The organism is Paenibacillus praedii (genome assembly GCF_049725345.1).
Classification (GTDB): domain Bacteria; phylum Bacillota; class Bacilli; order Paenibacillales; family Paenibacillaceae; genus Pristimantibacillus.
This window is the reverse complement of record NZ_JBMWAM010000004.1, coordinates 53,417-78,569: the sequence shown is the minus strand read 5'-3', so window position 1 is coordinate 78,569 and position 25,153 is coordinate 53,417. Positions and strand designations below refer to the sequence as shown.

26 protein-coding genes and 1 riboswitch are annotated in these 25,153 nt (G+C 47.5%); of the genes, 4 read left to right on the top strand and 22 right to left on the bottom strand.

The window, feature by feature from the left end:
• Window positions 1-118: 118 nt before the first annotated feature.
• Together trxA and ACO9K6_RS05675 are read right to left on the bottom strand one after the other, a co-directional pair.
• Window positions 119-430: a thioredoxin gene (gene trxA, locus ACO9K6_RS05680; RefSeq protein ID WP_424766571.1), complete on the bottom strand. Its 312-nt coding sequence runs from the start codon at window positions 428-430 to the stop codon at window positions 119-121.
• Window positions 431-503: 73 nt separating this feature from the next.
• Window positions 504-923, bottom strand: a complete 420-nt coding sequence (locus tag ACO9K6_RS05675; protein WP_424766570.1) for an RrF2 family transcriptional regulator — start codon at window positions 921-923, stop codon at window positions 504-506.
• A 215-nt stretch (window positions 924-1,138) separates the two neighbouring features.
• Here ACO9K6_RS05675 and ACO9K6_RS05670 point away from each other — a divergent pair, with 215 nt between their 5' ends.
• On the top strand, window positions 1,139-1,345 hold the full coding sequence (locus tag ACO9K6_RS05670; protein WP_424766569.1) for a hypothetical protein: 207 nt from the start codon (window positions 1,139-1,141) through the stop codon (window positions 1,343-1,345).
• Between the two features lie 78 nt (window positions 1,346-1,423).
• Here the strand turns inward: ACO9K6_RS05670 and ACO9K6_RS05665 are convergent, their stop codons facing one another.
• The 17 genes from ACO9K6_RS05665 to cls all read right to left on the bottom strand — a co-directional run bounded on the left by ACO9K6_RS05665 (window position 1,424) and on the right by cls (window position 18,542).
• The gene (locus ACO9K6_RS05665; RefSeq protein ID WP_424766568.1) at window positions 1,424-2,104 is read right to left on the bottom strand and encodes a serine/threonine-protein kinase; all 681 of its coding nucleotides are present in this window, start codon (window positions 2,102-2,104) and stop codon (window positions 1,424-1,426) included.
• Window positions 2,105-2,231: 127 nt separating this feature from the next.
• Window positions 2,232-2,555 carry a DMT family transporter gene (locus tag ACO9K6_RS05660; protein ID WP_424766567.1) on the bottom strand — a complete coding sequence of 108 codons (324 nt, stop codon included), beginning with the start codon at window positions 2,553-2,555 and terminating at the stop codon, window positions 2,232-2,234.
• Between the two features lies 1 nt (window position 2,556).
• Window positions 2,557-2,931, bottom strand: coding sequence for a DMT family transporter (locus ACO9K6_RS05655; protein ID WP_424766566.1), 375 nt, complete (start codon window positions 2,929-2,931; stop codon window positions 2,557-2,559).
• Between the two features lie 6 nt (window positions 2,932-2,937).
• The gene (locus tag ACO9K6_RS05650; protein WP_424766565.1) at window positions 2,938-3,543 is read right to left on the bottom strand and encodes a TetR/AcrR family transcriptional regulator; all 606 of its coding nucleotides are present in this window, start codon (window positions 3,541-3,543) and stop codon (window positions 2,938-2,940) included.
• Window positions 3,544-3,697: 154 nt separating this feature from the next.
• Window positions 3,698-4,129: a hypothetical protein gene (locus ACO9K6_RS05645; protein WP_424766564.1), complete on the bottom strand. Its 432-nt coding sequence runs from the start codon at window positions 4,127-4,129 to the stop codon at window positions 3,698-3,700.
• Entirely contained in the window at window positions 4,130-5,191 is a 1,062-nt protein-coding gene (gene hisC / locus ACO9K6_RS05640; RefSeq protein WP_424766563.1) for a histidinol-phosphate transaminase, read from the bottom strand.
• Between the two features lie 207 nt (window positions 5,192-5,398).
• The gene (locus ACO9K6_RS05635; protein WP_424766695.1) at window positions 5,399-5,902 is read right to left on the bottom strand and encodes a GNAT family N-acetyltransferase; all 504 of its coding nucleotides are present in this window, start codon (window positions 5,900-5,902) and stop codon (window positions 5,399-5,401) included.
• A gap of 47 nt (window positions 5,903-5,949) precedes the next feature.
• Complete coding sequence (gene mobA / locus ACO9K6_RS05630; protein ID WP_424766562.1) at window positions 5,950-6,558, bottom strand: molybdenum cofactor guanylyltransferase; 609 nt, start codon at window positions 6,556-6,558, stop codon at window positions 5,950-5,952.
• A 76-nt stretch (window positions 6,559-6,634) separates the two neighbouring features.
• Window positions 6,635-8,308 (bottom strand): glutamine--tRNA ligase/YqeY domain fusion protein, encoded by a 1,674-nt coding sequence (locus ACO9K6_RS05625; protein ID WP_424766561.1) that lies wholly within the window; start codon window positions 8,306-8,308, stop codon window positions 6,635-6,637.
• Window positions 8,309-8,466: 158 nt separating this feature from the next.
• Window positions 8,467-9,843: a sodium-dependent transporter gene (locus ACO9K6_RS05620; protein WP_424766560.1), complete on the bottom strand. Its 1,377-nt coding sequence runs from the start codon at window positions 9,841-9,843 to the stop codon at window positions 8,467-8,469.
• A gap of 720 nt (window positions 9,844-10,563) precedes the next feature.
• Window positions 10,564-11,109, bottom strand: coding sequence for a glutathione peroxidase (locus ACO9K6_RS05615; RefSeq protein WP_424766559.1), 546 nt, complete (start codon window positions 11,107-11,109; stop codon window positions 10,564-10,566).
• A gap of 238 nt (window positions 11,110-11,347) precedes the next feature.
• Window positions 11,348-11,827 carry a CcdC family protein gene (locus ACO9K6_RS05610; RefSeq protein ID WP_424766694.1) on the bottom strand — a complete coding sequence of 160 codons (480 nt, stop codon included), beginning with the start codon at window positions 11,825-11,827 and terminating at the stop codon, window positions 11,348-11,350.
• A gap of 145 nt (window positions 11,828-11,972) precedes the next feature.
• On the bottom strand, window positions 11,973-13,832 hold the full coding sequence (locus tag ACO9K6_RS05605; protein ID WP_424766558.1) for a DUF342 domain-containing protein: 1,860 nt from the start codon (window positions 13,830-13,832) through the stop codon (window positions 11,973-11,975).
• A gap of 15 nt (window positions 13,833-13,847) precedes the next feature.
• Window positions 13,848-13,933, bottom strand: a riboswitch (cyclic di-GMP riboswitch).
• A gap of 180 nt (window positions 13,934-14,113) precedes the next feature.
• Entirely contained in the window at window positions 14,114-14,950 is an 837-nt protein-coding gene (locus ACO9K6_RS05600; RefSeq protein WP_424766557.1) for a winged helix-turn-helix transcriptional regulator, read from the bottom strand.
• Entirely contained in the window at window positions 14,932-15,321 is a 390-nt protein-coding gene (locus ACO9K6_RS05595; protein ID WP_424766693.1) for a Fur family transcriptional regulator, read from the bottom strand. Before ACO9K6_RS05595 ends, ACO9K6_RS05600 begins: the two co-directional genes overlap by 19 nt.
• 160 nt (window positions 15,322-15,481) lie before the next feature.
• Window positions 15,482-16,507, bottom strand: coding sequence for an EAL domain-containing protein (locus ACO9K6_RS05590; RefSeq protein WP_424766556.1), 1,026 nt, complete (start codon window positions 16,505-16,507; stop codon window positions 15,482-15,484).
• Window positions 16,508-17,093: 586 nt separating this feature from the next.
• The gene (gene cls, locus ACO9K6_RS05585; RefSeq protein ID WP_424766555.1) at window positions 17,094-18,542 is read right to left on the bottom strand and encodes a cardiolipin synthase; all 1,449 of its coding nucleotides are present in this window, start codon (window positions 18,540-18,542) and stop codon (window positions 17,094-17,096) included.
• A gap of 122 nt (window positions 18,543-18,664) precedes the next feature.
• On the opposite strand from cls, the gene ACO9K6_RS05580 reads away from it, so the two are divergent.
• Together ACO9K6_RS05580 and ACO9K6_RS05575 are read left to right on the top strand one after the other, a co-directional pair.
• Entirely contained in the window at window positions 18,665-19,981 is a 1,317-nt protein-coding gene (locus ACO9K6_RS05580; protein ID WP_424766554.1) for a deoxyguanosinetriphosphate triphosphohydrolase family protein, read from the top strand.
• A 96-nt stretch (window positions 19,982-20,077) separates the two neighbouring features.
• Window positions 20,078-20,230 (top strand): DUF1540 domain-containing protein, encoded by a 153-nt coding sequence (locus tag ACO9K6_RS05575; protein WP_424766553.1) that lies wholly within the window; start codon window positions 20,078-20,080, stop codon window positions 20,228-20,230.
• 68 nt (window positions 20,231-20,298) lie between these two features.
• On the opposite strand, the gene ACO9K6_RS05570 is transcribed toward ACO9K6_RS05575, so the two are convergent.
• Window positions 20,299-21,213 carry a M15 family metallopeptidase gene (locus ACO9K6_RS05570; RefSeq protein ID WP_424766552.1) on the bottom strand — a complete coding sequence of 305 codons (915 nt, stop codon included), beginning with the start codon at window positions 21,211-21,213 and terminating at the stop codon, window positions 20,299-20,301.
• Window positions 21,214-21,496: 283 nt separating this feature from the next.
• Here ACO9K6_RS05570 and ACO9K6_RS05565 point away from each other — a divergent pair, with 283 nt between their 5' ends.
• A complete protein-coding gene (locus ACO9K6_RS05565) occupies window positions 21,497-23,368 on the top strand; it encodes an LTA synthase family protein (protein WP_424766551.1) in 1,872 nt (623 codons plus the stop codon).
• Between the two features lie 114 nt (window positions 23,369-23,482).
• Here ACO9K6_RS05565 and bcp read toward each other — a convergent pair whose 3' ends face one another.
• Both bcp and ACO9K6_RS05555 read right to left on the bottom strand, forming a co-directional pair.
• Complete coding sequence (gene bcp / locus ACO9K6_RS05560) at window positions 23,483-23,956, bottom strand: thioredoxin-dependent thiol peroxidase (RefSeq protein WP_424766550.1); 474 nt, start codon at window positions 23,954-23,956, stop codon at window positions 23,483-23,485.
• 62 nt (window positions 23,957-24,018) lie between these two features.
• Window positions 24,019-25,077, bottom strand: coding sequence for an asparaginase (locus tag ACO9K6_RS05555; RefSeq protein WP_424766549.1), 1,059 nt, complete (start codon window positions 25,075-25,077; stop codon window positions 24,019-24,021).
• Window positions 25,078-25,153: the final 76 nt, after the last annotated feature.

Here is a 25,153-nt window from a genome sequence, read left to right as displayed (position 1 = left end):
TGGGAAGGATGGCGCCATTTTAATCATTATTAAGTCTTTAAACAAAAATACCGCCTGGTAATCAGCAATAAGCTGATACCAGACGATATTTAGACGTGTGATCACACGATAATGTTGCTTACAGCTGACCGGAAATTTTCGCTTTCAGAGCATCTTTGCTTTGTACGCCGACCATTTTGTCAACGGGTTGACCGTCTTTGAACAAAATCAATGTCGGAATACTCATAACACCAAATTGGGATGCTAGCTCAGGCTCCTCGTCAACGTTAATTTTCGCGATTACAGCTTGACCTTCCAGCTCAGTGGAAAGCTCCTCTACGATCGGAAGCTGCATTTTGCAAGGTCCGCACCATGGTGCCCAGAAATCAACGAGCGCCACACCGCTCTCAACGCTTTGTGTAAAGTTTTCTTTTGTCAATGCTACTGCCATTTCAATCATCCTCTCCAAACAATGTGTATGATAAAGGGAATACCCGTCTCACCGATCTTTGAATCATGACCTGCTAACCGCAATCATGAATTTGCTTAAGCACATCCTGGATCGTTATCGCGCTAAAATGGTTTTCCAGCTGCTTCTCCGCCGTGCAGAAGATGCCGAACATCACTTGATTCATATTCGATCCGACGACGCAATCCATGTCTGGATTACCCGAGCACCAGCTCGGAATTAGCGAGCCTTGTGCCATCACGCGATAAATATCGGCTAGCGTTACAACACTCGGATCAATTGTCAGCCTATAGCCGCCGCCTGACCCTTCGCGCGTATCCACATATCCACTGCGTCGCAAACCGCTCATGACCTTACGAACGCGGGCGGAATGCGTTCCGACGTTTTCTGCAATCATTTCGCTGCTCGCCATGCGATCCGGCAAATAAGCCAAGTAAACGAGACTGTGTACGGCAATCGTAAATTCGCTGTTCACTGTGTACGGGCCTCCCTGCTTTGTACTGTAATTTTATCCGTTACAGTTACATTTGTCAATAGTCAGGTCACCGAAACCCTTCCTTAGCATACGACACCGCCACCGCTCTTATTCTCCGCTACATTTTGGTATGGATCAAATCCGAACAGAATACATATAAATTGTGCATCTTAATCAGTTTTGCTTAGCAAAACTTTAACGAGGTGAGACGCATTATGGCATTTTGGAATCGTTGGAGTTCAGTACGAACGGAAGGTGGCTCTCGATCGGAATTAATTGATCGGCTGCAGGAGCATTTCAAAGCAAATGGCTTAAAAACGAAGGTTACTCTTGAAGGCAATTCGTTAAAACGGATCCATGTGCTGAAGAAGGACGCTGACAAAGCCAAGCAGCTGATCGAAACATTCGATGAAGAGCATTAAACCGATGAAGCCAACGTATGACGAAGGCTGCGCTAAGCAGCGGCCCCTTTGCGGGAGCCGCTGCTTTTCAATAGAAGATTAAGACGAGCTTCCCGTGATTGAAGAATGCTTCAGCAAGCGGTAACCTTTACGAACGCCATTCATGACCCACTCAGGTACCGCAATTGGTTTTTTGGATAAAAAAGGCATATAGATACGATTATACGCTTTTTTCAAGTCGTCCCACATCATGCACGGCTCTTCTTTGAGAAAATCAGAAATATCGAGTACAATGCCGCGCCCCTCCTTTACCATGACGTTCTTACCGTGTACATCATGGGGATGAAGTCCTCGCGAGCGGGCATAGTCCAGCGCCTGGTCAATGTCTTCAATAACACTTTTCGAGATCGGGATACCTTCCAGTACACACTGATACAGCGTTTTTCCCTTTAGTCTTTTCAATATTAAATAGCGGTGACCTCTATGTTCACCCGCGTGATAACATACAGAGTAAGCAGGATGATTGCCAATCCGCCGGTATACCTCACATTCGCTCTCCCAGCCCTCGCGGCCGGGCGCATATACCTTAACAGCAATATCCGAATGCTCCTGATGCGTGAACACCCCCGCGTAATTGCCCGCTCCGAGCAGACTCCATCCCCTTGGCACAGCATCGACCTGAATAGGCTCCCCATGATCAATGCTTCTCAGCTTGAGCTCCACGAGCAGCGACTGCTCCGTTAGCGCAATGAGCTCCTGAGCCCTCTTTTCCTCCATCATATGGGGCGCTCCCTTCTTACCATGCGTAACGATGTACCTTACCATTGTAAGACGCGGCGCAATGAAAATAAAGACCGGGATAAACGGCCGCTAAACCCTCATCCCGGTCTTATTATTCCGTTCAGATTTAATGCTCGCCGCTGACTACTTTAAGGCCGATGACCCCAATAATAATCATCGATAAGAATACTAGCTTACGCCAATCCCGCGATTCGCGGAACAGGAACATACCAAGTATCACACTGCCGACGGAGCCAATACCGGTCCATATGCCGTATGCCGTACTGATCGGTATAGACTGCAGCGCCTTCGATAAAAAATAGAAGCTGACAAAACCAGCCGCTATCGCCCCCATCGTTCCCTTCCAGCGCCTGAAGCCGTCAGACAACTTCATAAAGGTTACGCCTGCAACCTCGCCGAGGCCTGATATAATCAAAAATAACCACGCCATATTAAGACCCCGCCCTTTCATGCTCCCGACTGTCTTCGCTTGATGCCGACGCAGGTTTTTCCTTCGATACAAGCTTCAATCCGACAATACCGGCTACTAATAGGGCAATAAAGAAGAGCCGCCAGAAGTCTGCGGGTTCATTCAGCACCACAATACCGGCAATAACCGTGCCCACCGTCCCAATTCCCGTGAACATGGCATAGGCGACGCCAATCTCAATCCTCCGCATGGCCCTGGCGAACAGCATAAAGCTCGCCCCAAGCAGCACAACCGTAGCAAGGCTAGGCACCAACTGAGTGAAGCCTTCTGAATATTTAAGGCCAAATGTCCAGCCGATCTCTAGAAAACCGGCCAGCAGCAACAAAATCCAAGGCATTTGCGTTCAATCCTCTCTTGGTGTCATCGTCAAAAGCTGCCATAATGCTAACCAAATCATTTGTTTTCTTTCGTCGTACAGCTTTTCTTCATATAATTGATTTTCCACGAGCAGCCCATCCACACATACGTAAAAGACCGCAATCATACGTTCCTTGTCCTTTCCAGGAAACAGCCCCCCCTCAATTCCTCGGGTCAATACTGCCGCCAGACCTTCCGTAAGTCCGTTCTCATGCCGCAAAAAATCCTGTCTCAGCTGCTCCCGCAAATGACGCGGCGGCACTAGAATCGTCCGCTTCAGAAACGCCTGACCGGTCGTCAAATGACTCAGATCGGTGAAAAAATCGAATACCCGATAAATCTGCTCCTTGACTGGCTCGCGCTCAAGCTCTTCAAGCAGCGCTGCATACTGCTGTCGTTCTTCATCTATAACCTCATGAATGAGCTGAAGGAACAGCTGCTCCTTCGACTTGTAGTGCGCATAGATTGAAGGCGTCTTAATGCCCACTGCCTTCGCGATTTCAGAGAGCGACGCCCCCTCATAGCCCGACTCTGTGAACATGGTCAAAGCAGCCTGCTTAATACGTTGCGCTGTAGAACTATTCGTATTCATATCTTCCACCTCTATCACACGCCATTCGTTCCCTTGCCTAACGAACGTTAGTTAAACGATATTTTAAGCCTGAATGAACAAAATGTCAACACAAAAAAGGAACGTTTCTCCCAGGCTAATAGCCAGAAATGAACCGTTCCTTTTCATTGTTGTCTTATTCAGTCGGACGCTTCAGCTTTTTCCAAAGCATTAAAAATCCGTTAATACTCATCCCGAGCGCAATCCCGACTAAGATAACCATCAGATTTAAGATCAAGAAATAGAAAAGCATCAGCGCCAAATCCTGCTCCCCAGAGAGCGGAAGCACACGACTCAGCAAAAAGGCAATCAGAACGCTAAAGGGGATCCAAAACAAAAAAATGAATAGCGGAAAATACCAGTGCCGATTCCGAAACAGCATGACGACCGGTAACGCAAAGGCAATAATCATTATGACGCTTATCAAATAGCTCCACTCAATAACGTTGTTATTATAATAGCCAGAATAAAAAAATATATTTCCTGCCAGCGCGTAGACCACGCTCAGCAGCAGCACCAAGCGCATTGATCTTCGAACAAGGACTTGCTCCTCCGTTTTTTCCTTCATCTATTGGCCTGTCAATTCTTGAAGCGCCCGAATAAAGGCATTCATCTCTTCGTCTGTTCCGATGCTGACACGCAAATATTCATCAATACGCGGCTGATCAAAGTAACGAACGAGCACACCCTTATCGCGCAGCTGCTGGAAAATGGCTTTCGCCGCTAACGAAGGATGCGAGATAAAGACAAAATTCGCCTTGGAAGACGTTACCTTGAAGCCCAGCTCCGCAAGCTGGCCCGAGACGCGATCCCTTGTTGCGATGACCTTATCCGTGGTTTCACGGAAATAAGCCTCATCCTCGAGCGAAGCGACTGCGCCTGCCAATGCAAGACGATCAAGCGTATAGGAGTTAAATGAATTTTTGATTCGGTTCAGCCCGTCAATGAGCTCCTCGCTGCCAAAAGCTAACCCGACGCGAAGTCCCGCGAGTGATCTGGATTTCGAAAGCGTCTGCACGACAAGCAAATTCGGATATTCCGAAATCAGCTGCACAGCCGATTGCCCGCCAAAATCGATGTACGCCTCGTCTATGATAACGACTTGATTCGGATTGCGATCAAGAAGCTTCCTGATTTCGTCCAGCGGCAGCAGCTGCGCTGTCGGGGCATTCGGATTCGGAATAATGATGCCTCCGTTGTCCCCAGCATATTGCTCCACCTGCACATTAAACTGGTGGTCCAGCGGAATAAGCTCGGTCTGCAGGCCATAGAATTTGGCGTACACTTTATAGAAGCTGTAGGTGATATCCGGAAATAGTAGCTTTTTCGCCGGATCGAAGAAGGCTGCGAAAGCAAAAGCCAATACTTCATCCGACCCGTTGCCGACGAATACCTGCTGCGAGGGAAGTCCATAATAGTTGGCCGCCGCCTGTACGAGTACCTCGCAGGTGGGGTCGGGATATAAGCGCAGATCAGCGTCCGCCGCAGCCTTGATCGCCTCTATAACCTTAGGTGAAGGAGGGTACGGATTTTCGTTCGTATTCAACTTAATATACGTCTTGTCCTTCGGCTGCTCGCCTGGCACGTAAGGGACCAGCGACGCCGCTAGCGGGCTCCAAAATTTACTCAAGGGTTGATCTTCCTTTCCTTATTAAGCATTTTGAATCATTGCTTCTATATTAACATCAACAGGATTGAAGATAGTAGTGCAGAGTGCAGGATATAGCTCTAGGACCGCCAATGAAACATCAACCCTCACCGAAATAACGCTGCCGGAAAATAATCGCCAAACCAGATGTCCGGCATCCCATGAATATCGCTTACCACAAGGTTCGCTTCATAAACGCCTCCCCAAGATGACCAAATCGCGTTCCACGCCGTCCAGCACTGCTACTTTCGGCAGCAGCCCCCACTGCTCGAAGCCAAATTTGCGCAGCAGCATCAGGCTGGGCTCATTATGTCCGAACACAAAGCCGACCAGCGCAGTCAGTCCTAAACGCGGGCATTCCTTAATCGCCTTTTCTATCAGGATGGAGCCTAAGCCGCGGCCGCGATATTCCGGCGCGATATAAATGCTGATTTCAGCTGTCGCATTGTAAGCGGGCCTTCCGTAAAACGATTGATAGCTAAACCAAGCGGCAATTTCCCCGTCTATACGAAGCACCCATAATGGCCGAAAATCCGGCGAATGCTCATCGAACCAAGCCCGCTTGCTCTCCACTGTTGCCGGCTCCAAATCGGCCGTCACCATCCTGCTTGCGATTGTCGAGTTATATATGTCAACAATCCGCGCCAAATCACTTAGCTGCGCATCGACGATTTCATACTGTTGACTGGACATGCTTGCCATCTCTTTGCCCTCCCCTTTTTAAACCTTTTAAGTGTTGCTTAAGCCTCCAAATATTTCTCCAAATACCTCTTATAATCATCTTGTGTATTCAAATTTGCGAATAAGGTAGAGGAATCCGTTTCTAAGGAAGGAAGCTCTGCGGTGTGAAGCTGACGAAGCAGGCTCATTAATCGATAGTCTTTTGCTTCGAGCGCTGCTTGTATTTGCTCGGACGTTCTTGTGTGATAAAGCGCATGGAAGGGCTGACCCGCAGTATGAATCACATCGGCGCCGCTCTCTCTATGTGTTGCTAGCAACTGGAACACCGGCAGCGATAACGTTGGCATATCGCATGCGATAACGAATACATATTCGGCCTTTATATGAGACAAGCCCGCGTGTAAGCCCGATAGCGGTCCGCAGCCGGGAAAGCGGTCAACCACAAATTCTACTTCATTAGCATATTCGCCAAGCGCTTCACGATATCCCGTTTCCCGTTCCAGGGAGCCTATGGAAACCGTGATCGATGCTGTTAGTGCGTATAGCTGCTGAACAAGCCGATAGAGCAGCGGCCGCCCATTCATCTGCAGCATTGCTTTGTCTGTGCCCATCCTCAAGCTTTGTCCGCCCGCCAAAATCAAGCCGACAATCTCCTGCCGCTGTTTCATTTTTCAACCTCCTTATAATATAGAAAGAAAGCCCGCCGAGTAAGTGATGCTCGGCGGGCTGCAGGTTGCGTTCAGCTTAGGCTTTGGACGGATCGAACGAGCTCTTCAGCGATACGATCCGGTTGAAGGCCAGCTTCTCAGAGGTGGAATCCTTTGAATCGACATTAAAGTAGCCGTGACGGAAAAATTGAAACTTGTCGCCGCCCTTGGCATCCTTCATGTTAGGCTCGACGAAGCCTTGCAGCACCTCAAGGGAATTCGGGTTAATGCACTCGAGGAACGGCTTGCCTTCCTCCTCCGCTTCACTCGTAATGAGCGGCTCAAACAACCGGAAATCGGCAGGCACCGCTTGCGACGCCTCAACCCAATGGATCGTGCCTTTTACCTTACGCTCGTTAAACCCTGTTCCGCTCTTCGTTTTTGGATCATACGTGCAGCGCAGCTCGATAACGTTGCCGCCTTGGTCCTTGACCACCTCTTGGCAGACGATGAAATACGCATGCTTGAGGCGCACTTCATTGCCGGGGAAGAGACGGAAATATTTGCTCGGAGGATTTTCCATAAAATCGTCCTGTTCAATGTAAATCTCGCGTGAGAACGGAATTTGTCGGATTCCCATCGCTTCGTTCTCCGCATTGTTCTCCGCATCCAGCAGCTCGGTTTGACCCTCGGGATAGTTCGTTATGACCACTTTGAGCGGACGAACGACAGCCATCGTGCGAAGCGCCTTCAGCTTAAGATCTTCTCTAATAAAATGCTCCAGATTCCGTTCATCGACAAGACTGTTGCTCTTCGAAACCCCGATCTCGCGGCAGAACGCGCGCAGCGCTTCCGGCGTGTAGCCTTTGCGGCGAAGTCCGCTGATCGTCGGCATGCGCGGATCGTCCCAGCCTGCTACAACCGCCTCGTCTACCAATTGCTTCAGCAGACGCTTACTCATCACCGTATTCGTCACGTTCAGACGAGCAAATTCGTATTGACGCGGCGTTGCATCCATCTCGCATTCCGCGATCGTCCAATCGTACAGAGGACGGTGATCTTCAAATTCCAGCGTACAGATCGAATGCGTAACTCCCTCAATCGCATCGCTAAGCGGATGTGCATAATCGTACATCGGATAGATGCACCAAGCGTCGCCCGTCCGGTGATGATGCGTGTGCGAAATACGATACAGAACAGGATCACGCAGCGTAATGTTCGGCGACGCCATATCGATTTTGGCGCGAAGCACCCGCTCGCCATCTTTAAACTCGCCTGCGCGCATACGCGCGAACAGATTTAGATTTTCCTCCACACTGCGGTTGCGATAAGGGCTTTCCTTACCCGCCTCGGTCAACGAGCCCCGGTACTCGCGCATTTGCTCTGCATTCAGATCGCAGACAAACGCTTTACCTTTCTTAATAAGCAACACGGCCCGATTATAAAGCTCTTCGAAATAATCGGAAGCGAAACGAAGCTCGTCCCACTCGAAGCCGAGCCAGCGGACATCCTCTTGAATGGATTCCACATACTCGGTATCTTCCTTCAGCGGATTCGTATCATCGAAGCGAAGGTTCGTTCTGCCTTTGAACTCATCGGCGAGCTCAAAGTTTAGACAGATCGATTTCGCGTGACCAATATGCAAATAGCCGTTCGGCTCCGGCGGAAAGCGGGTGACAACCTCCTGCACCTGGCCGCTCTTCAAATCTTCTACTACTATGGTTTTAATAAAATTAGAGGATGAGGACTTATTCTCCACTGTATTCTCCATCTGCGACCAACCTTTCCTACGGAAAATATTCATCCTCTTATAATACACAAATTTTGCCGAAATTATAATACTCTATATCTCTGAACGGCTTCCTTAACGCCTGCACTAATAGGAATAGGTAAACAAGTCCCAATGGACGGTAACAGGTGACGAACAGCTTAGATCTTCAGAATGCCTGCTGAATAGAGAAATACGAGCAAAACGAGCAAAGGTGCGACGTATCGCAGCATGAATAGCCATAACCGGAACCACCAGGCCGAGAGACCTGACTCCTCGGCCGCGCCGCGCCATACATAACCTACAAATAAGGTAATAACCAATCCCGCAAGCGGCAGTACGATATTGGAGCAGACAAAATCGACCCAGTCAAATAACGACTTGCCGCCGAATGTGAGCCATGGTGCCTTGCTTCCTAATGACAAGGCTAGTGGCACTCCAACAAGGAAACATAGCAAGCTTAGTACAACAGTCGAAAGCCCGCGGCTCCAGCCAAATACATCCCGAACAAAAGCAACGGGCACCTCGAGTAAGGATACCGCCGAGGTGAGCGCTGCGAACGCAAGCAGCACGAAGAATAAGCCGCCGAATAATGCCCCTAACGGCATGGCAGAGAAGGCTGCAGGCAAAGCGACGAAGACGAGCCCCGGTCCTTGAGAAGCCTCGAGCCCGAAAACAAAGGTCGTCGGAAAAATAATTAGCCCCGCCAGAAAAGCGTAGATCAGATCGCCAAGCCCGATTGCCAGCGTGGCACCCCCAAGCGATTGCCGTTTATCGACATAAGCTCCGTAGGTGATCATCGCGCCCATGCCCAGCGATAAAGAGAAGAAGGCATGCCCAAGTGCAACAAGCGCCGATTCAGCCGTTAGCTTAGAAAAGTCGGGCCTCAGGAAAAAGGCTGCCCCCTCTCCCGCTCCAGGAAGCGTCAATGCCCGAATGGCAAGCACCACCAGTAAAACAACCAGTCCCGGTATAAGTACCTTATTAAACCTTTCGATTCCAGCCGATACGCCTCGCATGATGATTGCTCCTGTCAGAAGCATCACGATAAATTGCCATACGACCGGCATCCAGCCCCCGACAAACTCGCTAAATAGACCAGCGAAATCCTCACTTGCAAACAGCCTGCCCGTAAACGACAGGACTGCGTAATGCAGCGTCCATCCTGCCACTACCGCATAAAAGGATAAGATGATGAAGGGGCCCAATATGGCGATAAATCCAAGCCTGCCCCAAAACTTACTGCCGCTGAGACGAAAAAGCGAGGTTGATGGATTACCGCGCCCTCCTCTGCCAACCGTAAGCTCTGCAAGCAGCACCGGTATTCCGACTACAAGCAAACATACGATAAAGAGCAAAAAAAATGCCGCTCCCCCATATAAGCCCGTGATATAAGGAAACTTCCACATGTTCCCCAGCCCGACTGCGCTTCCTATTGCCGCCAATATAAACCCCGAGGACGAAAATCTCTCTCCCTTGCTTTGCTCCTTCACGCTGCTGATCACCCCACAATTAGATGCTTGCGACGAGAAATTCATCGATTTGATGGGTAGTATAACCAGTTTTTTAAAAATATATCTGTTTGCACACTGCGTTCTCGCCTGATTTTTTATGTCACAGTTTCACCCTTTGGATTGACAAGTAAAGAAAAGACGTTGCACTAAAACACTTTGCTCTGTGCTCGCTCATTGCCATAATCTATCTCTTAAATTTTGATATGTAATCACCTAAAATAAAAAATGGCCATTTTGTTTTTAATATATAAATAAAACAAGTAATATCAAGATAAAGGTATATATTACGCCTTCACATACTTTCGATTTATTATATTTTTTTTGCACATTTAAAACTTTTATAAATTAAATAGCAACGACTTTAAGCCGATGCTTCCCATCCACCTCGGCATAAAAAAATGGACAGAACGGCAATGCCGTTTCTATCCATTTTCACACTGTTATTTCGGCTTGCGCCCGATTGAATGACTAGTGCGCCAATATGAAGTTGATCTGATAAATAATCGTACTCCGTCAGACTTCATCAAATGGTATAACCGCTCTGACCCACTCGCTCTGTTTCCGTTGTCGTCCTCGGTCCGTAATCGCTTCGCAACGTCGCTGGGCGAGCTGTTAGATCACTCCAAAGCCCGCTATGAACAAACGGAAAACGTCATACACTGCTCTTAATCGACGGAAATAACCAATAAATGGGGCGTTTTTCGCCATGAAGTCCCATCAATTTCATTTTTGGGTGAGGGAGCACTACAGCAATTGCTCAATAGCAGCCTTCATATCAATTGGTTCAGTGGTCGATTCGAAACGATTGACGACGTTGCCTTCCCGATCGATCAGAAATTTTGTGAAGTTCCATTTGATCGAGTTGCCCTCAAGGTAATGAGGGAGCTCCTCCTGTAGGAAGGCATTCAGCATTTTGCCGCTTGGTTCATTTGTATTGAAGCCCTCAAAGGGCGCCTCCTCTGTCAAGTATTTGAAAAGAGGATGAGCTGTCCTGTCACGCACATCAGTCTTCGCAAACAAGGGGAAGGTCACACCGTAATTAATTTCGCAGAAGCTCTGCACATCCGAATTCGCGCCTGGCTCCTGTTCACCAAACTGATTGCTTGGGAAGCCGAGAATTTCCAGTCCTTGCTCTTTGTACTCCACATACAGCTTTTGTAAATCGGCATATTGCGGTGTAAATCCGCATTTACTTGCAGTATTTACCACGACTAATACCTTTCCCTTATATTGTTCCATGCTCACCTGTTCACCATGGATCGTCTCTACTTCAAAAGAATGAATACTCATTGCTGACTGCCTCCTCTAGTTCGATATACATTTTAGAAAATTTAATTGTATGCAATTTATAATATAACAAGAATACCACGCCAGTAAACAAGCTGTCAAACAAACGGATGCTGGGCATACTATAAACGATGACAAAAAAACCACTTCCCCTAATAGCCATTGGCTAGAAGAAAGCGGTTCTTTTCATTCGTTTTACCCGTTATAAACTTCGAATTCCTATTCGTTTTCCCCTCACAGCCTACGACTCTACCTTTTGCAGCCTCATATAGTCGCTCACCATAGCAAGACGCCATGGAATAATCATGCCGAACGCAACCAGATAGAAGATTGCTCCCGTCTGCGGGATCGACATATATTGCTCCACGACGCTATGAAGCGATAGCCGCACCGCAAAAAGCGTGATCATAATGAACAGGAATGCTTTGGAGCGTCTCACATAAATCTCGGACTGCACCCGCTCCAATCTCGTAGTCACTATTAAAGGAAATGCGAAGATCAGCAATCCTGTACCGAATGCGGATAACCCCCACAACCACGGAATATGCGTGGCCGAGAAGGCGAACATGATAAATCCGGTAGCCATACCCAGCGGAGGGATGATGATTTTCCGCAGGGAGGTCGGTTGTTTTCCCGCCCGCAAGCGAAGGATCATAAGTGCAGTAAACGCTAGCAGCGATACGATGATCGAGCCGGCCTGGATCATTTCTGTAGACAGCATCACCTGTCCCTACCCCCATTTTCCTGGTGTAGATGCCCTTTTATTTCTCTTATCGTACTTCAAAACGATATGATGCGCAAATGGGGATTCACCTGGAAAAGCGGCTCACCAGCAGTCCGATAACTTAGCTCGATAAATACTCTGCTTAAGCCATTCGTTTTAAACTGTTGCGATCAAACGTCTGATCTTCAACCGGCTCAAATATATCCATACTGTACCGGTCCACGATGACTCGACCTTCAAACATTTTCTTAATAACGATTTTCTTGGTTGCCTTAAGAATGGTGGCAGCTCCCGTAATACCCCCTACATACATGGCAGATATGGTATCTCCCGCTTCAAGCTTGGAACCTCGACATACGGAGTTATCCAAAAAGAAAATGATATTCCCTGCTGAGTAAAGATCACATTGGATTACGCCTTCTCTTCGAATCAGAATATCCCCATTCGACTTTAATGTGGATTTTTGACCTTGGTTAATGTTGATCTGAACATGTGATTCCTGACTTAATGCGATTCTCATGAAGGCTTCCTTCAAAACACGCATAAAATCTTCCATTCTCGGAGCTGTCATCATCTCAACAATTTTAGTGGGCTGCAAAAATAAATCCAAATAGTATTTCAGTTGCTGCAATGCGTCTTTATTATAAGACTGTATACTTGAAATCACGCCAAGCAGTTCCTTCACAATACCCCATACTTGCTGGTATTTACTCTCCGTAATGAGCAGCAGCACCTGCCCATATCGTATCTGTATATTCTTCTTGCCTGTTTCATGGAGTAACATTTTTACGCTTTCCATCATTTTCTCGAGAATGTCCTTTAATTGTTTAGAACTGTTATAAAGCCTGTTGTATAACATCCCGAAATATCCAGAATACAAATTGCTTCCTATGACGTTTCCCTTTACCGCAATACTTCCCGTAGCGGTTAAGGTCGAATTAAAAACACTGCCAGCCACGTAAATATTCCCAAGCGATTCAATAATCATGTTATCCATAACATCACCGTAGACAATCACGTCACCGGAAAATACAATATTTCCGGTTTGTAAATCAACATTACCGGGTACTAAATAAGCAGTATTAATATCAAAGTATTTTATCTGATTCCCCGTAACTCGAGGTCTCCCCCCTTTCAGAGCGATGACAGTGGAATCTGCTGTAATTTCCACGTTATCCTTCCCTGCAATACGAATGTCATTGACCGGATCGGAGGGCAACACATTTCCATACACATCATACCCCGCCTGCCCTTCAACAGGCGGGGTTTTCTTCGCAATGACATCTCCTCTTTTGACGGAAGGAATGTTTACATAATTTTTATAATCAACTACACCTCTTACCTCGGTAAAAATATTCTCGATATTTTCTGAAAAGAACAGATCCAACTGGGCATCTTGGCCTTGAACAGGGAGTTTGCCTTCCGCAATTTTCACAGGTCGATATGAAGGCTGAAGGATCTCCATTTGCACAGCTGGCACATCAAGATTTATCCTAATATTTTTATTTTCAATTTCTGTAAGAACATCTTGCAGATTCACTGTTTCTAAAATGATTGATGTATCTTCCTCCGCTATAAGTGTTACTTCCAATGCCGGCGCCTTTTCCGCTAACGACCACGCATATCTCTTTGGTCGATGGATGGTTAAAAATGCATTAATCTTATTTTCGGATACCGACACTTGAAATAGGCACTGCTCTTCGACTTTCCAATCTATTACGCTTTCAGAAGTAACCTTTGCCTCTGTAAAGATCTCTTGTTCATCGACAAACAGCCTAACAGGAGGCTTTGCCTTGATGACCGGGAACTTCCCCCCGTTTAACGGATTCATAACAATAATTTTTCCATATTCAACCTTAATATATCCGTTCTCTACCTTATCATCTATGTTAAGATCAGTTGTTGAAGATGCCCTTATCCCTTCTCTTTCCTCTGCTCGAGAATCTTGGTCGAGTATCTTTAATAAATTCAATATTTCTTGCTCACTCATATGATCTGACATAGGAATCACCTCACCTTCGGTAACTTGGCGGCCATAGAATGTTCTTCCTTAGGTCCATAGCTTTGCGTCCCTACTTTTCAATAGGTTTGCCGTTTCGATTGAGCATTATATAGTTCAATTTAACTATATTATATTTGCAAATCGTAAACCTTACAACAGATTGTAGTAGAATCGACACTTTGACGGCTTATAATTTATGAAACTCATAATGGAACAATGACCATTTCATGAAAAACTGGCGCATGCTCACTAGGAGCATGCGCCAGTTTTTAGGTTTATTGTTAATGGTCGTGGCCATCCGCAATTCGGTAACCCACGCCGCGTACAGTTACAATGTACCGTGGTGAAACCGCGCTGTCCTTAAGCTTTTTGCGCAAGCTCTTAATATGGGCATCCACCAGATTGCTGCCTCCGAAGTACTGCAGCCCCCATACATTGTCTAGCAGCGATTCACGGGAGAGGACCGAGCCGTCCGACGAGATAAAATGAAGCAGCAGATCGTATTCCGTCTTTGTCAGTTCGATGCGGCAGCCGCCGCGATCAACCGTCATTTTTTTTAAATCGATGCGAATGTCCTTAAACACGCGGATATCCTCGGTGAGCATGTTCATTGCGACTGCAGGTCGATTCTGAAGCATGCGATTAATCAGCTGAACGGCCTCCTCCGGCTTCGCCGGCCATACAAGAAGCTCCGCTGCTCCAAGGGCAGCTGTCTCACGCTTATCAAAGGATTGTTGATCCAGCAGGACGAGAACCGGCACAGCGTGACGCTCGGCTGACTGCAGCAGCTCCTGTCCTGCTTGCAAAGTGTTTCCGTCTGATGTGTTAATAACGGGGATGGCATCATAAACGAGAAGCTCCGGCTGCAGGCTTTGCAGCATGTTCTTGTTGAAATCATGCAAGGAAAACACGTCGAAGCATTCCGCAGAAAGCGCTATGAGCAGGCTCTTCACGCGCTCGGGCAGCGGGCTAATAATCATTATCCGCTGCGTTAGCGAACAGAGCGTCCCGCTTTGAACCTCTTTATCTCCGGAATAGCTTGCTGGATCAAGACTGTCGAATACGGCGCTCACACTTATATTTATCTCATCTGTCAGCATTATTTTGTCATCGCGCATTGCTCACAAACCCCCTCTAAAACGACCTGTGCATGCTCGATCGTATATTTCGTTTCCAGAGCCACCTTCTTCAGCCATTCCTCCGGCAAATCAGCGAGCACCTCATCTACTCTTCCACACTTTGTGCATACGATATGCTGGTGCTCGTCCGTTCGGGCATCATAACGGCTTACCGTTTCACCCAGCTTCAGCTCGCGAATTAATCCGACATCTGTTAAATAACGCAAAGAATTGTATACCGTTCCATATGCGAAGTTAAAGCCCTTGCCGCGCAGTCTCTCAATGACATCGGCTGCCGTTGGATGGTCTTGCGCATGCTGTACCACTTCAAAAATCGCTTTACGCTGCACCGTCAAATTGATTTTGTTCATCATGCCAACCCGCCTTCATTTTAATGATTTAGACTAAGTATAAATATATATTCATATTTGGTCAACCTTTAAAATAGCATCCTCAGCTGCCGTTATAGATAGTCGCAGGAAAAAAGCCTGACAGCTTCTTGCAGCTGTCAGGCTTCAATTTTATGTATAATCAGAATCCAACTAACTGCGGCTGCGCTGTTGGCTTACCGAAATAGTACCCTTGGAACCACTCATATCCAAGCTCCTTAAGACTTTCCATGTCATCGCGGCTCTCGATGCCTTCGGCCAATAATTTCGCCCCTTTGTCCCCGGCAATTTTCGCTACCTCCATAGCTACCTTCCGTTTGGCAGGATCATTGCTGACACCCTGCACAAACTCCATTGCCAGCTTCACAACATCAGGCTCCAGCTCGGCAAGCACCTCAACACTGTTAAAGCCTGTCCCAACATCATCGAGCGCGTATCGGAACCCATATTCACGATAATAGTTCAGAATGCTCTTCAGATGCTCCAGATTTTTCACTTCGGCGCTTTCCACAACCTCAAATACTATGGATTCCGGCGATATGCCGATCTCTTCAACCAGCTTAACGGTAGATTGCAAGCAATGCTGCGGATTATAAATAGAAGTTGGCAAAAAGTTAATAAACGCCATCTTCCCCTTTACTTGTCCCGCATTCCTTACCGCTTCCAAACGGCATGCTCGGTCGAGCGCGAACAAACGATTTCGCTGCTTAGCAGCCTCGAACATATCGTATGGGGAAATCATTTTCCCATCCGCCGACAACCCCCGTGACAGCAGTTCAAAACCAATCGGTTCAACGTCGGATCCCTTCATCGCAACGATAGGCTGGTAATAGGTTTGAATAGATGGCTTGCGAATGACGTCATCGATCCAATGCGCATCACGCTCCTGCTGGAACTGCTCAATAGGCCGCAGCCTGTCGATGGCAGCTGAAGCCGCTTCTCGCTTCGCTTCTACAGCCTTGATTCCGCCAACGTTCAAGTGTGCAAGTGCATAATCAAGCATATTATAAAATAGTTTCTCATGCAGCCAATAAAACTGGTCATTGATTTTAACTTGCTGCGAAGCTGGATAGTTCGCTACGTACTTGTCGAGAAACGCCGCTTCCGAACGTTTATCAAAGTAGACGCTATATCCCTTCTCTTCCACCAGACAGCTCTCACATTGCATCGCATACAACCTTCTCTCCACCTGAATTTACAGTCTTGCTTGCAAGACTCAACCCGTTACTACTACTACTATCATACGGAATCTATGAAGCGGTTACAATTTTTTTGTCGAAACAAATAAACTGAATATTTACAAAATTCAAACAATGTTGTATACTTAGCCTATACCAAGCGAAAGGGGATAGCCCATTGGACTACGTTAGCGAAGCATGTCTCTGAAACTCGGAGATCGATAGCGAGTTAGCAATTAGGACATGCGGGGACCCGGTTTAGCAATAAAGCAGGATGATTCTTGTAAGTTGTAAGTAAGTAATAAGTTTAGAGCGTTACAGTAATACACGGTTACTTGATAGGTACTTATCAACAGGGAAAGGATTTGTAGCAAATCAAAAGAAATTTGATTAAGGTCGGTAAGCTTATGGATCAAGGTCGAAATGGTTTGTAACAAGTCGAAAGGAAAAGAGATTAAGCAGTGTTTAGAAGCGGATTGGAGCGTTAGAATAAATTGAATAGTTGTTTAACAAGCACGTGAAGGGATTCTGGTTATCATCGATAAGCAGAATCCCTTCGTACGTGTTTTTATGTTTTTAGAGAATCGGACTGAGCAATCTTGAAATCGATTCTTTAAAGCGATTCATCAAAGGACGAGCTTGATACAACTCGATGGTGAGCAGTTTGCTATGCTCCTGATCAATTTCAAATATACGTTGCAGTTCCGCTGCTGTCTGCGTATCATAGATAAACGCATTCATCTCAAAATTCAGCTTAAAGCTGCGAATATCGAGGTTAGCCGTGCCAACGGACGCCACCTTGCCGTCAATGACAAGCGTCTTGGCATGGAGAAAGCCTTTCTCATACATGTAGCATTTGACTCCGCCTGACAGCAGCTCTCCCAAATACGAATGAGTCGCCCAATACACGAAGAAATGATCTGGCATGCTGGGCAGCATAATCCGGACATCGACGCCGGATAGGGCCGCGATCTTCAGAGCGGCCATAAGACTCTCATCTGGCACGAAATAAGGCGTCTGCAGACAAATTGTTTCTTTGGCCGCATAGATCATTTTGATGTAAGCATCCTTAATTTGTTGATACTCCGTATCCGGACCGCTCGCCACCAGCTGCATACCGATTGTACCCGTCTCTTCGCTAATAATAGGGAAATAACGCTCATTCAGCTCGATTTTGCTGGAGGCTGCGAGATTCCAGTCCATAAGAAACTGCGCCTGCATTTGCAGCACCGCATTGCCCCGCACCTTCAAATGCGTATCCCGCCACTCGCCGAAATGCTCATCCAGTCCAAGATACTCATCCCCGATATTAAAACCGCCGATATAGCCCACATGACCATCAATAATAACAAGCTTGCGATGATTGCGATAATTAATCTTCAAATTAAGATAAGGAATACGCGATGGAAAAAATGCCGCTTCCCGGCCACCCGCTGCCTTCAGCTCATTGAAATATCGTCTTGGCAGATTCGTGCTCCCGATATGATCATACAAAAATTTAACCTCTACGCCCTCAGCAGCCTTTTCAGCCAGGGCCTTCACCAGTCTTCTGCCCAGTTCGTCATCTCGAACAATGTAGTACATGAGATGAATATGATGTTTGGCCTCTTTCATGTCCTGCAGCAAGGCATCGAACTTCTGAGTGCCCTCGGTAAAGATTTCAACGCTATTATTGCTCGTAAACACCGCATAGCTTGTTTTCAAATTCATATAAATCATGTCCTGATAATCCTGTGTCGCCCGATCTTGGAATACGAGCTCTCGATCACGAAGCTGGCGTTTCTGCCGTTCCACCGTGTGCTCAATAATTCGCTGGCTGTCGCCGAGCAGCTTGTACAGCTTTCTTTTCCGAACCTTCTGCCCCAAAATCAGATACAGTATAAATCCGATGACTGGAATAAAGAACAGCACCATCACCCAAGCCCAGGTGGTACTGACATTCCGACGTTCGAGAAAAATAACAGTCAGCGCCAAAAAAATATTAAGCAGCGTAATTAGTGCGTATGCATTTTGCATAATAGCCATGTCATTATAGCACCTCAGTCATCTCTACAAGTTAATGCGATCATACTCTATGGAAGATTTATGTTCAAGCATGAAAATATGCTACAATCTCAACAAGCACAAGAGGTATTGGAGGGACTACGATGGATAAACGAAAACTGCGGCTTGATGAGAAAACGCTTGGAACCTTCAGTGAAGAACGCGATGAATATGAACGCGATTACGCAAGACTGATTCAATCTCCTGCCTTTCGGCGTCTGCAAGGAAAATCCCAGGTGTTCGGCGCAGGCTCAGGTGATTACTATAGAACAAGATTGACGCATTCCCTTGAGGTGTCTCAAATTACGCGCGAGGTCGCCCGCCGGCTTGGCAAGCAATACGAGTTTCTATCGCGCAAGGAGCACCCGGGCCTCGTATTGGATCCGGCGGTTGTGGAGATTGCCGCACTCGCGCATGATCTTGGGCATCCTCCATTTGGTCATAAGGGTGAGGAGGTGCTTAATCATCTGCTCATGGAGGAATATGGCATTCCTTATGAAGGAAATGCGCAAAACTTTCGAATTCTGATGTTTCTAGAGAAACGAGCAGGCAGCGGAAGCGGCCTTGATTTGACGGCTGCTGTTCTGCTAGCGGTTAACAAGTACCCGTTTGGGCTTGATGAGCCTGGCAGACTAAAGGGTGTCTACGGCACGGAGTGGGGCGAAATTGAACAGCTTCGCCGTTTATGGGGCATGCCAATTGGCTGCTCGACGCTGGAGGCGCAGCTGATGGACCTTTGCGATGATATCGCGTATTCCACCCATGACATCGAGGATGGTATCCGCGCCGGCAAAATTCAAATGAATCGCACATTTTTCGAGGACAGCAGGCTCATTGACCATCTCGTTCAGGAAATTGTCGATGATAAGGGGAATACAGGCATCGGCTGGGGCGAAGTCGATATTCCGGCTATGGTGAAGCGCGTGCTCGCTTCCTACCTTGAGCAGTGGGAAGCCTTATATGTAAGCTGCGACCGCGAATCGTCCCGTACAAGGCGGGAGATGAAAGCGCGCTGGGTGAGTATTTTTGCAGGGAAGGTTGGCATTATTGACGATCAAACACGCGGCTGGAAGAAGGTTACGTTCGTCAATAACGGGCAGCAGGATATCGAATTGCTCCGTACAATGGAAATATTGAAGAAGCTTGCTTGGGTAACGCTTATCAAGGACTTCCGCGTGCAGCGACTGCAAATGCGCAGTGAAATTATGGTCCGCCGGCTCTGGGACAGCTTTAAGGTGCCGGATTACGGACGGCTCATTATTCCGCCGGATTGGATCGAAAATTATGAGCATCATAAAAACAGGTGGAGCTGGCCGCGTTTCGTAGCGGACTATATCTCGGGCATGACCGATGCTTATGCCGAGAAGGTGTATGCTGAGCTTTATGCCAGCAAGTCGGGTTCAATTTATGAGATGGATTAGGCCCGAGCACGCAACATAAACGCTGCCTTCTTACTGTGTATAGGTATAAAACGATATATCGTTTGCCTATCCTATAGCTGTGGAGGTGAATACTCAATGGCCAAGGATGTATTGTGTGAAGTCAATTCGTGCAAATATTGGGCGGCAGGGAATCAATGCGCGGCATCTTCTATTTATGTAGTCAGCCGCGGCAAGCAAGCCAGCCACTCTGAAGAAACAGATTGCAAAACCTTTGAACCAAAGCTCTAAAGAGGTGCCTCACCACTAGCATGCAGCGCAGGTCTTTTCGCAAAGCTTGCGCCGCTACAGTGCTTTAGCTAGCTGTTCACAGGGACGGCATCGTAATATTCCTCCAGCGTCTCGCCGCTTGCTTCAAGCTCTTCAGCAAGCTCCATTCCCACATATCTCAAATGCCAAGGCTCATACTGATAGCCGGTAATGGTTTCCTTACCCTTCAAATAACGGATTATATAGCCGTACTCGTGCGCATGCGCCTCCAGCCACTGCGACTCCTCCGTATTCGCAAAGCAATCTGCTGCCGCGCATTTGCCATCGCTGCCGGATACGTCAATGGCTAAGCCCGTTTCATGCTCGCTAGTGCCGGGAAAAGCGCTGTATGTTCTGGCCTTCTCAAGCCCATCACGATCAACATAACGCGCAAACAACGTCTTCTGTGTGCTGTGCGAACGATAAGCAGAAACGCCTGCCAAATGAATACCGTTATCCTCCGCTGCCGCGAACATCTTCTCGAGCGCCTCAGCTGCTTCCTTACGCAGTTTACGTTTTTCTATTTTCTCTGAAAATAAAAAACGAACATCGGGATACTCTAAGTCTGATGGATTATAATCCTCGGGCAGCTTATGCTGCTTATTCACGAGCACCGCAATATTTGCAGGCTCGGCAATAACAGCCAAACCATCCTCGGTTACCTCAGCTTGTCCGCTAGTAGAAGACACAGAAGCATCGGTCGTTGCTGCTGCTTGGCCGTTTCGTTCATCACCGCTTGCCGCTGGCTCCTCAGTCGCAGCCGCTTCCTCTTCCGCAGCCTGATCCATTGCGCCCGCTCCAAGTTCCCCCTGCACCTCTCCGCCGCTCTCCTGCGTTCCAGCCTCCGCCGCAGTTTCCTTCAGGGGAATCGTCACCGACTCATTCTCCTTCATCAAATTGTAGCCAACGATCATAGCCGCGCATACGATAGCAAATAGCAAAAGCCTTCTTTTTCTTTTTTTCATGCTGAGCCTCCAAGTTGTCAATTACATATACATCTATTTCATGAGATGAGGTTTATTGGTGGGTTCATGTTTTCCCGCACCTTATTAGACTACTAAATCGCGCGCAATGTTTCAATCTAGCCCATATTTGTTGAAGGAACATAGAGGAGGCTTTTGCCTTTTGACATCTGACTATATTTAGGAGCATAATGGATAAGAATTTAAAGTACTTTTATATATGACAATAAGCAGGCGGCTGGCTCTGTGAGACGGCCTGTTTTTGCTGTGAAAGGTAGGCGGTTATATGTCCTTTTTAACTCCGAAACGACTGTTGAGCACTCGTCCTATACTATTTTTCTCATTTATCATGCTTCTCAAAAGCTACTTGGCGTGGATGGTCATCTTTGAGGATGGATTCTCCTGGACCACGATCTTAAAAGAAATCCCATTTGTACTTATCGTCTATTGCTTAATAGAATGGTTCGCTTCCAAGCGCAAGCTCGTTTATTATTTAGTTGCCAATTTACTTATGACATTGATCCTGTTTGCAGTCATTATGTATTACAAGTATTACGGCGTTATCGTCACTTATCTCGCGCTCGAGCAGGTGAATCAGGTCACGGCGGTCAAGAACAGCGTATTTTCGCTCATGGATCCTTATTACCTGCTCATTTTCATTGATATAATCATTATGGCGGTTGTCTTGTTCCGCCCGAAGAAGGCTCTGAATTGGAAGAAAGCGGGCATGCGCAAGGAAAGCAGACGACTCGTCTTGTCACTGTTCAGCATATCGATTGCCCTATGCTTGTTCAACATTTTGCCCAACCGCGCCAGCATGAATGAAATTGTGAAGGCGGAGCAAATGGGTATTCTCAATTATGAAGCGTATATGATTTTCAAAAACAAAGATATTGAATTTGTTGATCCTAACCATATCACACAGCAAAAAATTAATACGGTCAAAAAAATCGAGCAGCCGGCAGCTGCCGAGCTTTGGCAAAAGGCGGCCGGTAAAAACGTTATTATTATTCAAATGGAATCGTTCCAAAACTTCCTTGTTAATTTGAAAATAGACGGGAAAGAAATTACGCCAAACATCAATAAGCTCGTGAACGAAAACTATTACTTCAAGCATTTCTACCAGCAGGTGGGTCAAGGGAATACTTCTGATGCCGAGTTTGTCGTCAATACGTCATTTTATATTCCGCCGCGCGGCGCAGCGACAATGGTATACGCTGAAAAAGAGCTGCCTAGTCTGCCGAAGCTGCTTAAATCTCACGGCTATGATACGGCGACATTCCATACGAATGTCGTGGAGTTCTGGAATCGCGGCGAGCTTTACAAGGCGCTGGGCTTCGATCGTTACTATGATCAAAAGTTTTTTGGCGATGAGGATACTGTTTTCTTCGGAGCGTCCGATGAACAGCTTTATGCCAAAACAGCCGCAGAGCTGGATCGCATGAGCAAAACCGGCAAGCCGTTCTACGCGCAGGTTATTTCGATGACCTCGCACCATCCGTTCACCATTCCGGCTGATAAATACAAAATGACTTTGCCGGAGCGTTATGAAAATACGTTTGTCGGCGACTATGTGCGCGCACAAAATTATGCGGACTTTGCACTCGGCCAGTTCATCGATGATTTAAAGGCTCGCGGCATATGGGACAACAGCTTAATCTTGTTGTACGGCGATCACCTCGGTCTGCCGATCTATTCACTTGACCGCGATGACAAAGAACTCATGGCTGAAATTTACGGACGCGAATACAGCTACACCGATATGATCAACATTCCGCTCGTGGTAGCTTCGACCGGGCTGACTGAGCCGAAAGTATTCGATCAGCTTGGCGGCCAGGTCGATGTCCTTCCGACAATCGCGAACCTTCTCGGCTTCTCCCTGGACGATCATATCCACTTCGGCCAGGATTTATTCAACCAGACGTATAACGTACTGCCTCAGCGTTATTACCTGCCGACCGGGTCCTTCCTAAGCAGCAAAGAGCTGTTTATGTCGGGCAGTGGCTATGAAGACGGCAAGCACTATTCGTTAGCCGGAGACGGCATCACCGAACAGGAAGCAACCGAGGATGAATACCAGCGCGCGCTTGAGCTTCTAAATCTCTCCGACAGCTATGTCAGTCAATTGCCTAGCTGGAAGAAGGAACCTACGAATTAAAATCAAAGGGCTCACTCCTAAGCCGCAGCTTGCTGCTTAGGGGTGAGCCCTTCCTATAGTATGAAACAACAAGCAGCACCCCGCTTCACGGCGGCTCCTCCCTGCCGCATGCGGCTAGATGCTCTTTACCGCCTCCAGCACTTCCTGTACGTGTCCATCCACGCTTACGCTTCGCCATTCCTTCGCAAGCGTGCCCTTCTCATCAAGCAGGAAGGTAGAACGCTCGATGCCCATGAATTCTTTGCCCTCCCAGCTCCGCAGCTTCCATACGCCGAACAGCTCAGATACCGCATGATCCATATCGGACAGCAGCAGGAAGGGCAGCTTATGCATCTCCACAAATTGCTCATGAGAGGTTAGATCATCCGGGCTGATTCCGATAACTTCCGCATGATGAGCAGCAAACTCTCCATTGAAATCGCGAAAATCACAGGATTCCGTCGTGCAGCCCGGCGTCATATCCTTCGGGTAAAAATAGATCACAAGCTTCTTCCCTGCATAGTCAGCCAGCTCTACCTCTTTGCCGCTAGATGCCAGCAGCTTAAAGTTCGGCACCTTGTCACCCGCATGCAACTGTTTTGGTCCCATGGTCATTCTCCTCTATTCCTTATTCTAAATCTCATTTCCTTAAGTTTACTTCTATCATCCATTTATACTTCGTTATGCTCGTAAAACAAAGTTGTCCGGGTTACAAAGGTTTCAACCTGCTTTTGGTCATCGTACAGTCCGTAGCCCAGCATAAGCTTGGTAATCGCTGCCTCAATCGACATCCTGTCAAGGACGATCGCTCCGGCTTCTATTAGCCGAAGGGAGGAGGAGTAGAGCGCGGACTCGCGGTCTCTAATCGGGCAAATGTAGAAGTCGATGCCGAGCGACAGACAGCTCGCAATGAACAGCGGCAGCGAGTAAGGCCCCTCCTCCGTCGCGCAGGCTGTACCCGAGTGATGCAGATCATGCAGGACAGCCTTCGGCTTTTGCACCGAGAAATCATAAAAGTAATAATTCAAGCCCGGATAAGGACGAATATAGACAATGCCGCTATCGATGGCCAACGTGTCAGGCTCCCATTGAAAGGGCGACACACGAGCCTTCTTGAGCGCCTCTGGCTTCGGATTGCGTACATCTGCGTGCCAAATGAACCGCTGATCTGCCATAACGCCGTATGGAATGCCATAGGGGCTGCTGTATTGATCCGTAAACGATACGGCCTGCGTCATTCTCGTTCCCAAGTAAACAAGCGGCGATCCTTGCTCGTTCTCATAGACAACAAATAGGCCCATCAAGCCCGCATCCAGAATAAAGTCTACCGCATTCGCAAAATTTCGAAGCCCATTGCTGCGCTCCTCCGACAGTGGATAATTACTGGCGGTCAGCACAATCGGCACGCTCGAATTTGCAAACAGATAGCTCAGCATCGCTGCGCTGTATGCTAAAGTATCTGATCCATGCGTAATGATGACGCCATCGTATGCAGACAAATCCACGCCTCGGATCGCTGCCGCAAGCGCCAGCCAATCCGCTGGCTCGATATTCTCGCTTAGTAAATTAAGAGGCTGTATCGCATGAAGCGTTACATCCTCTCTCTTAAGCGGACTATGATCATAAGCATCCGTGAGTGCATAGGAGCCTGACTTGTTCACATCGATGCCGGCTCCTTGCTTCCTGCTTCCAATTGTCCCTCCGGTAAAAACGACTAGCAGTTGCTTCAATTTTGTTCCTCCCTGCCTGATCCTTGAAACTCTTAACAGCATACCCTCTCCGCTCTCGTTGATACTCGTCCGGGGC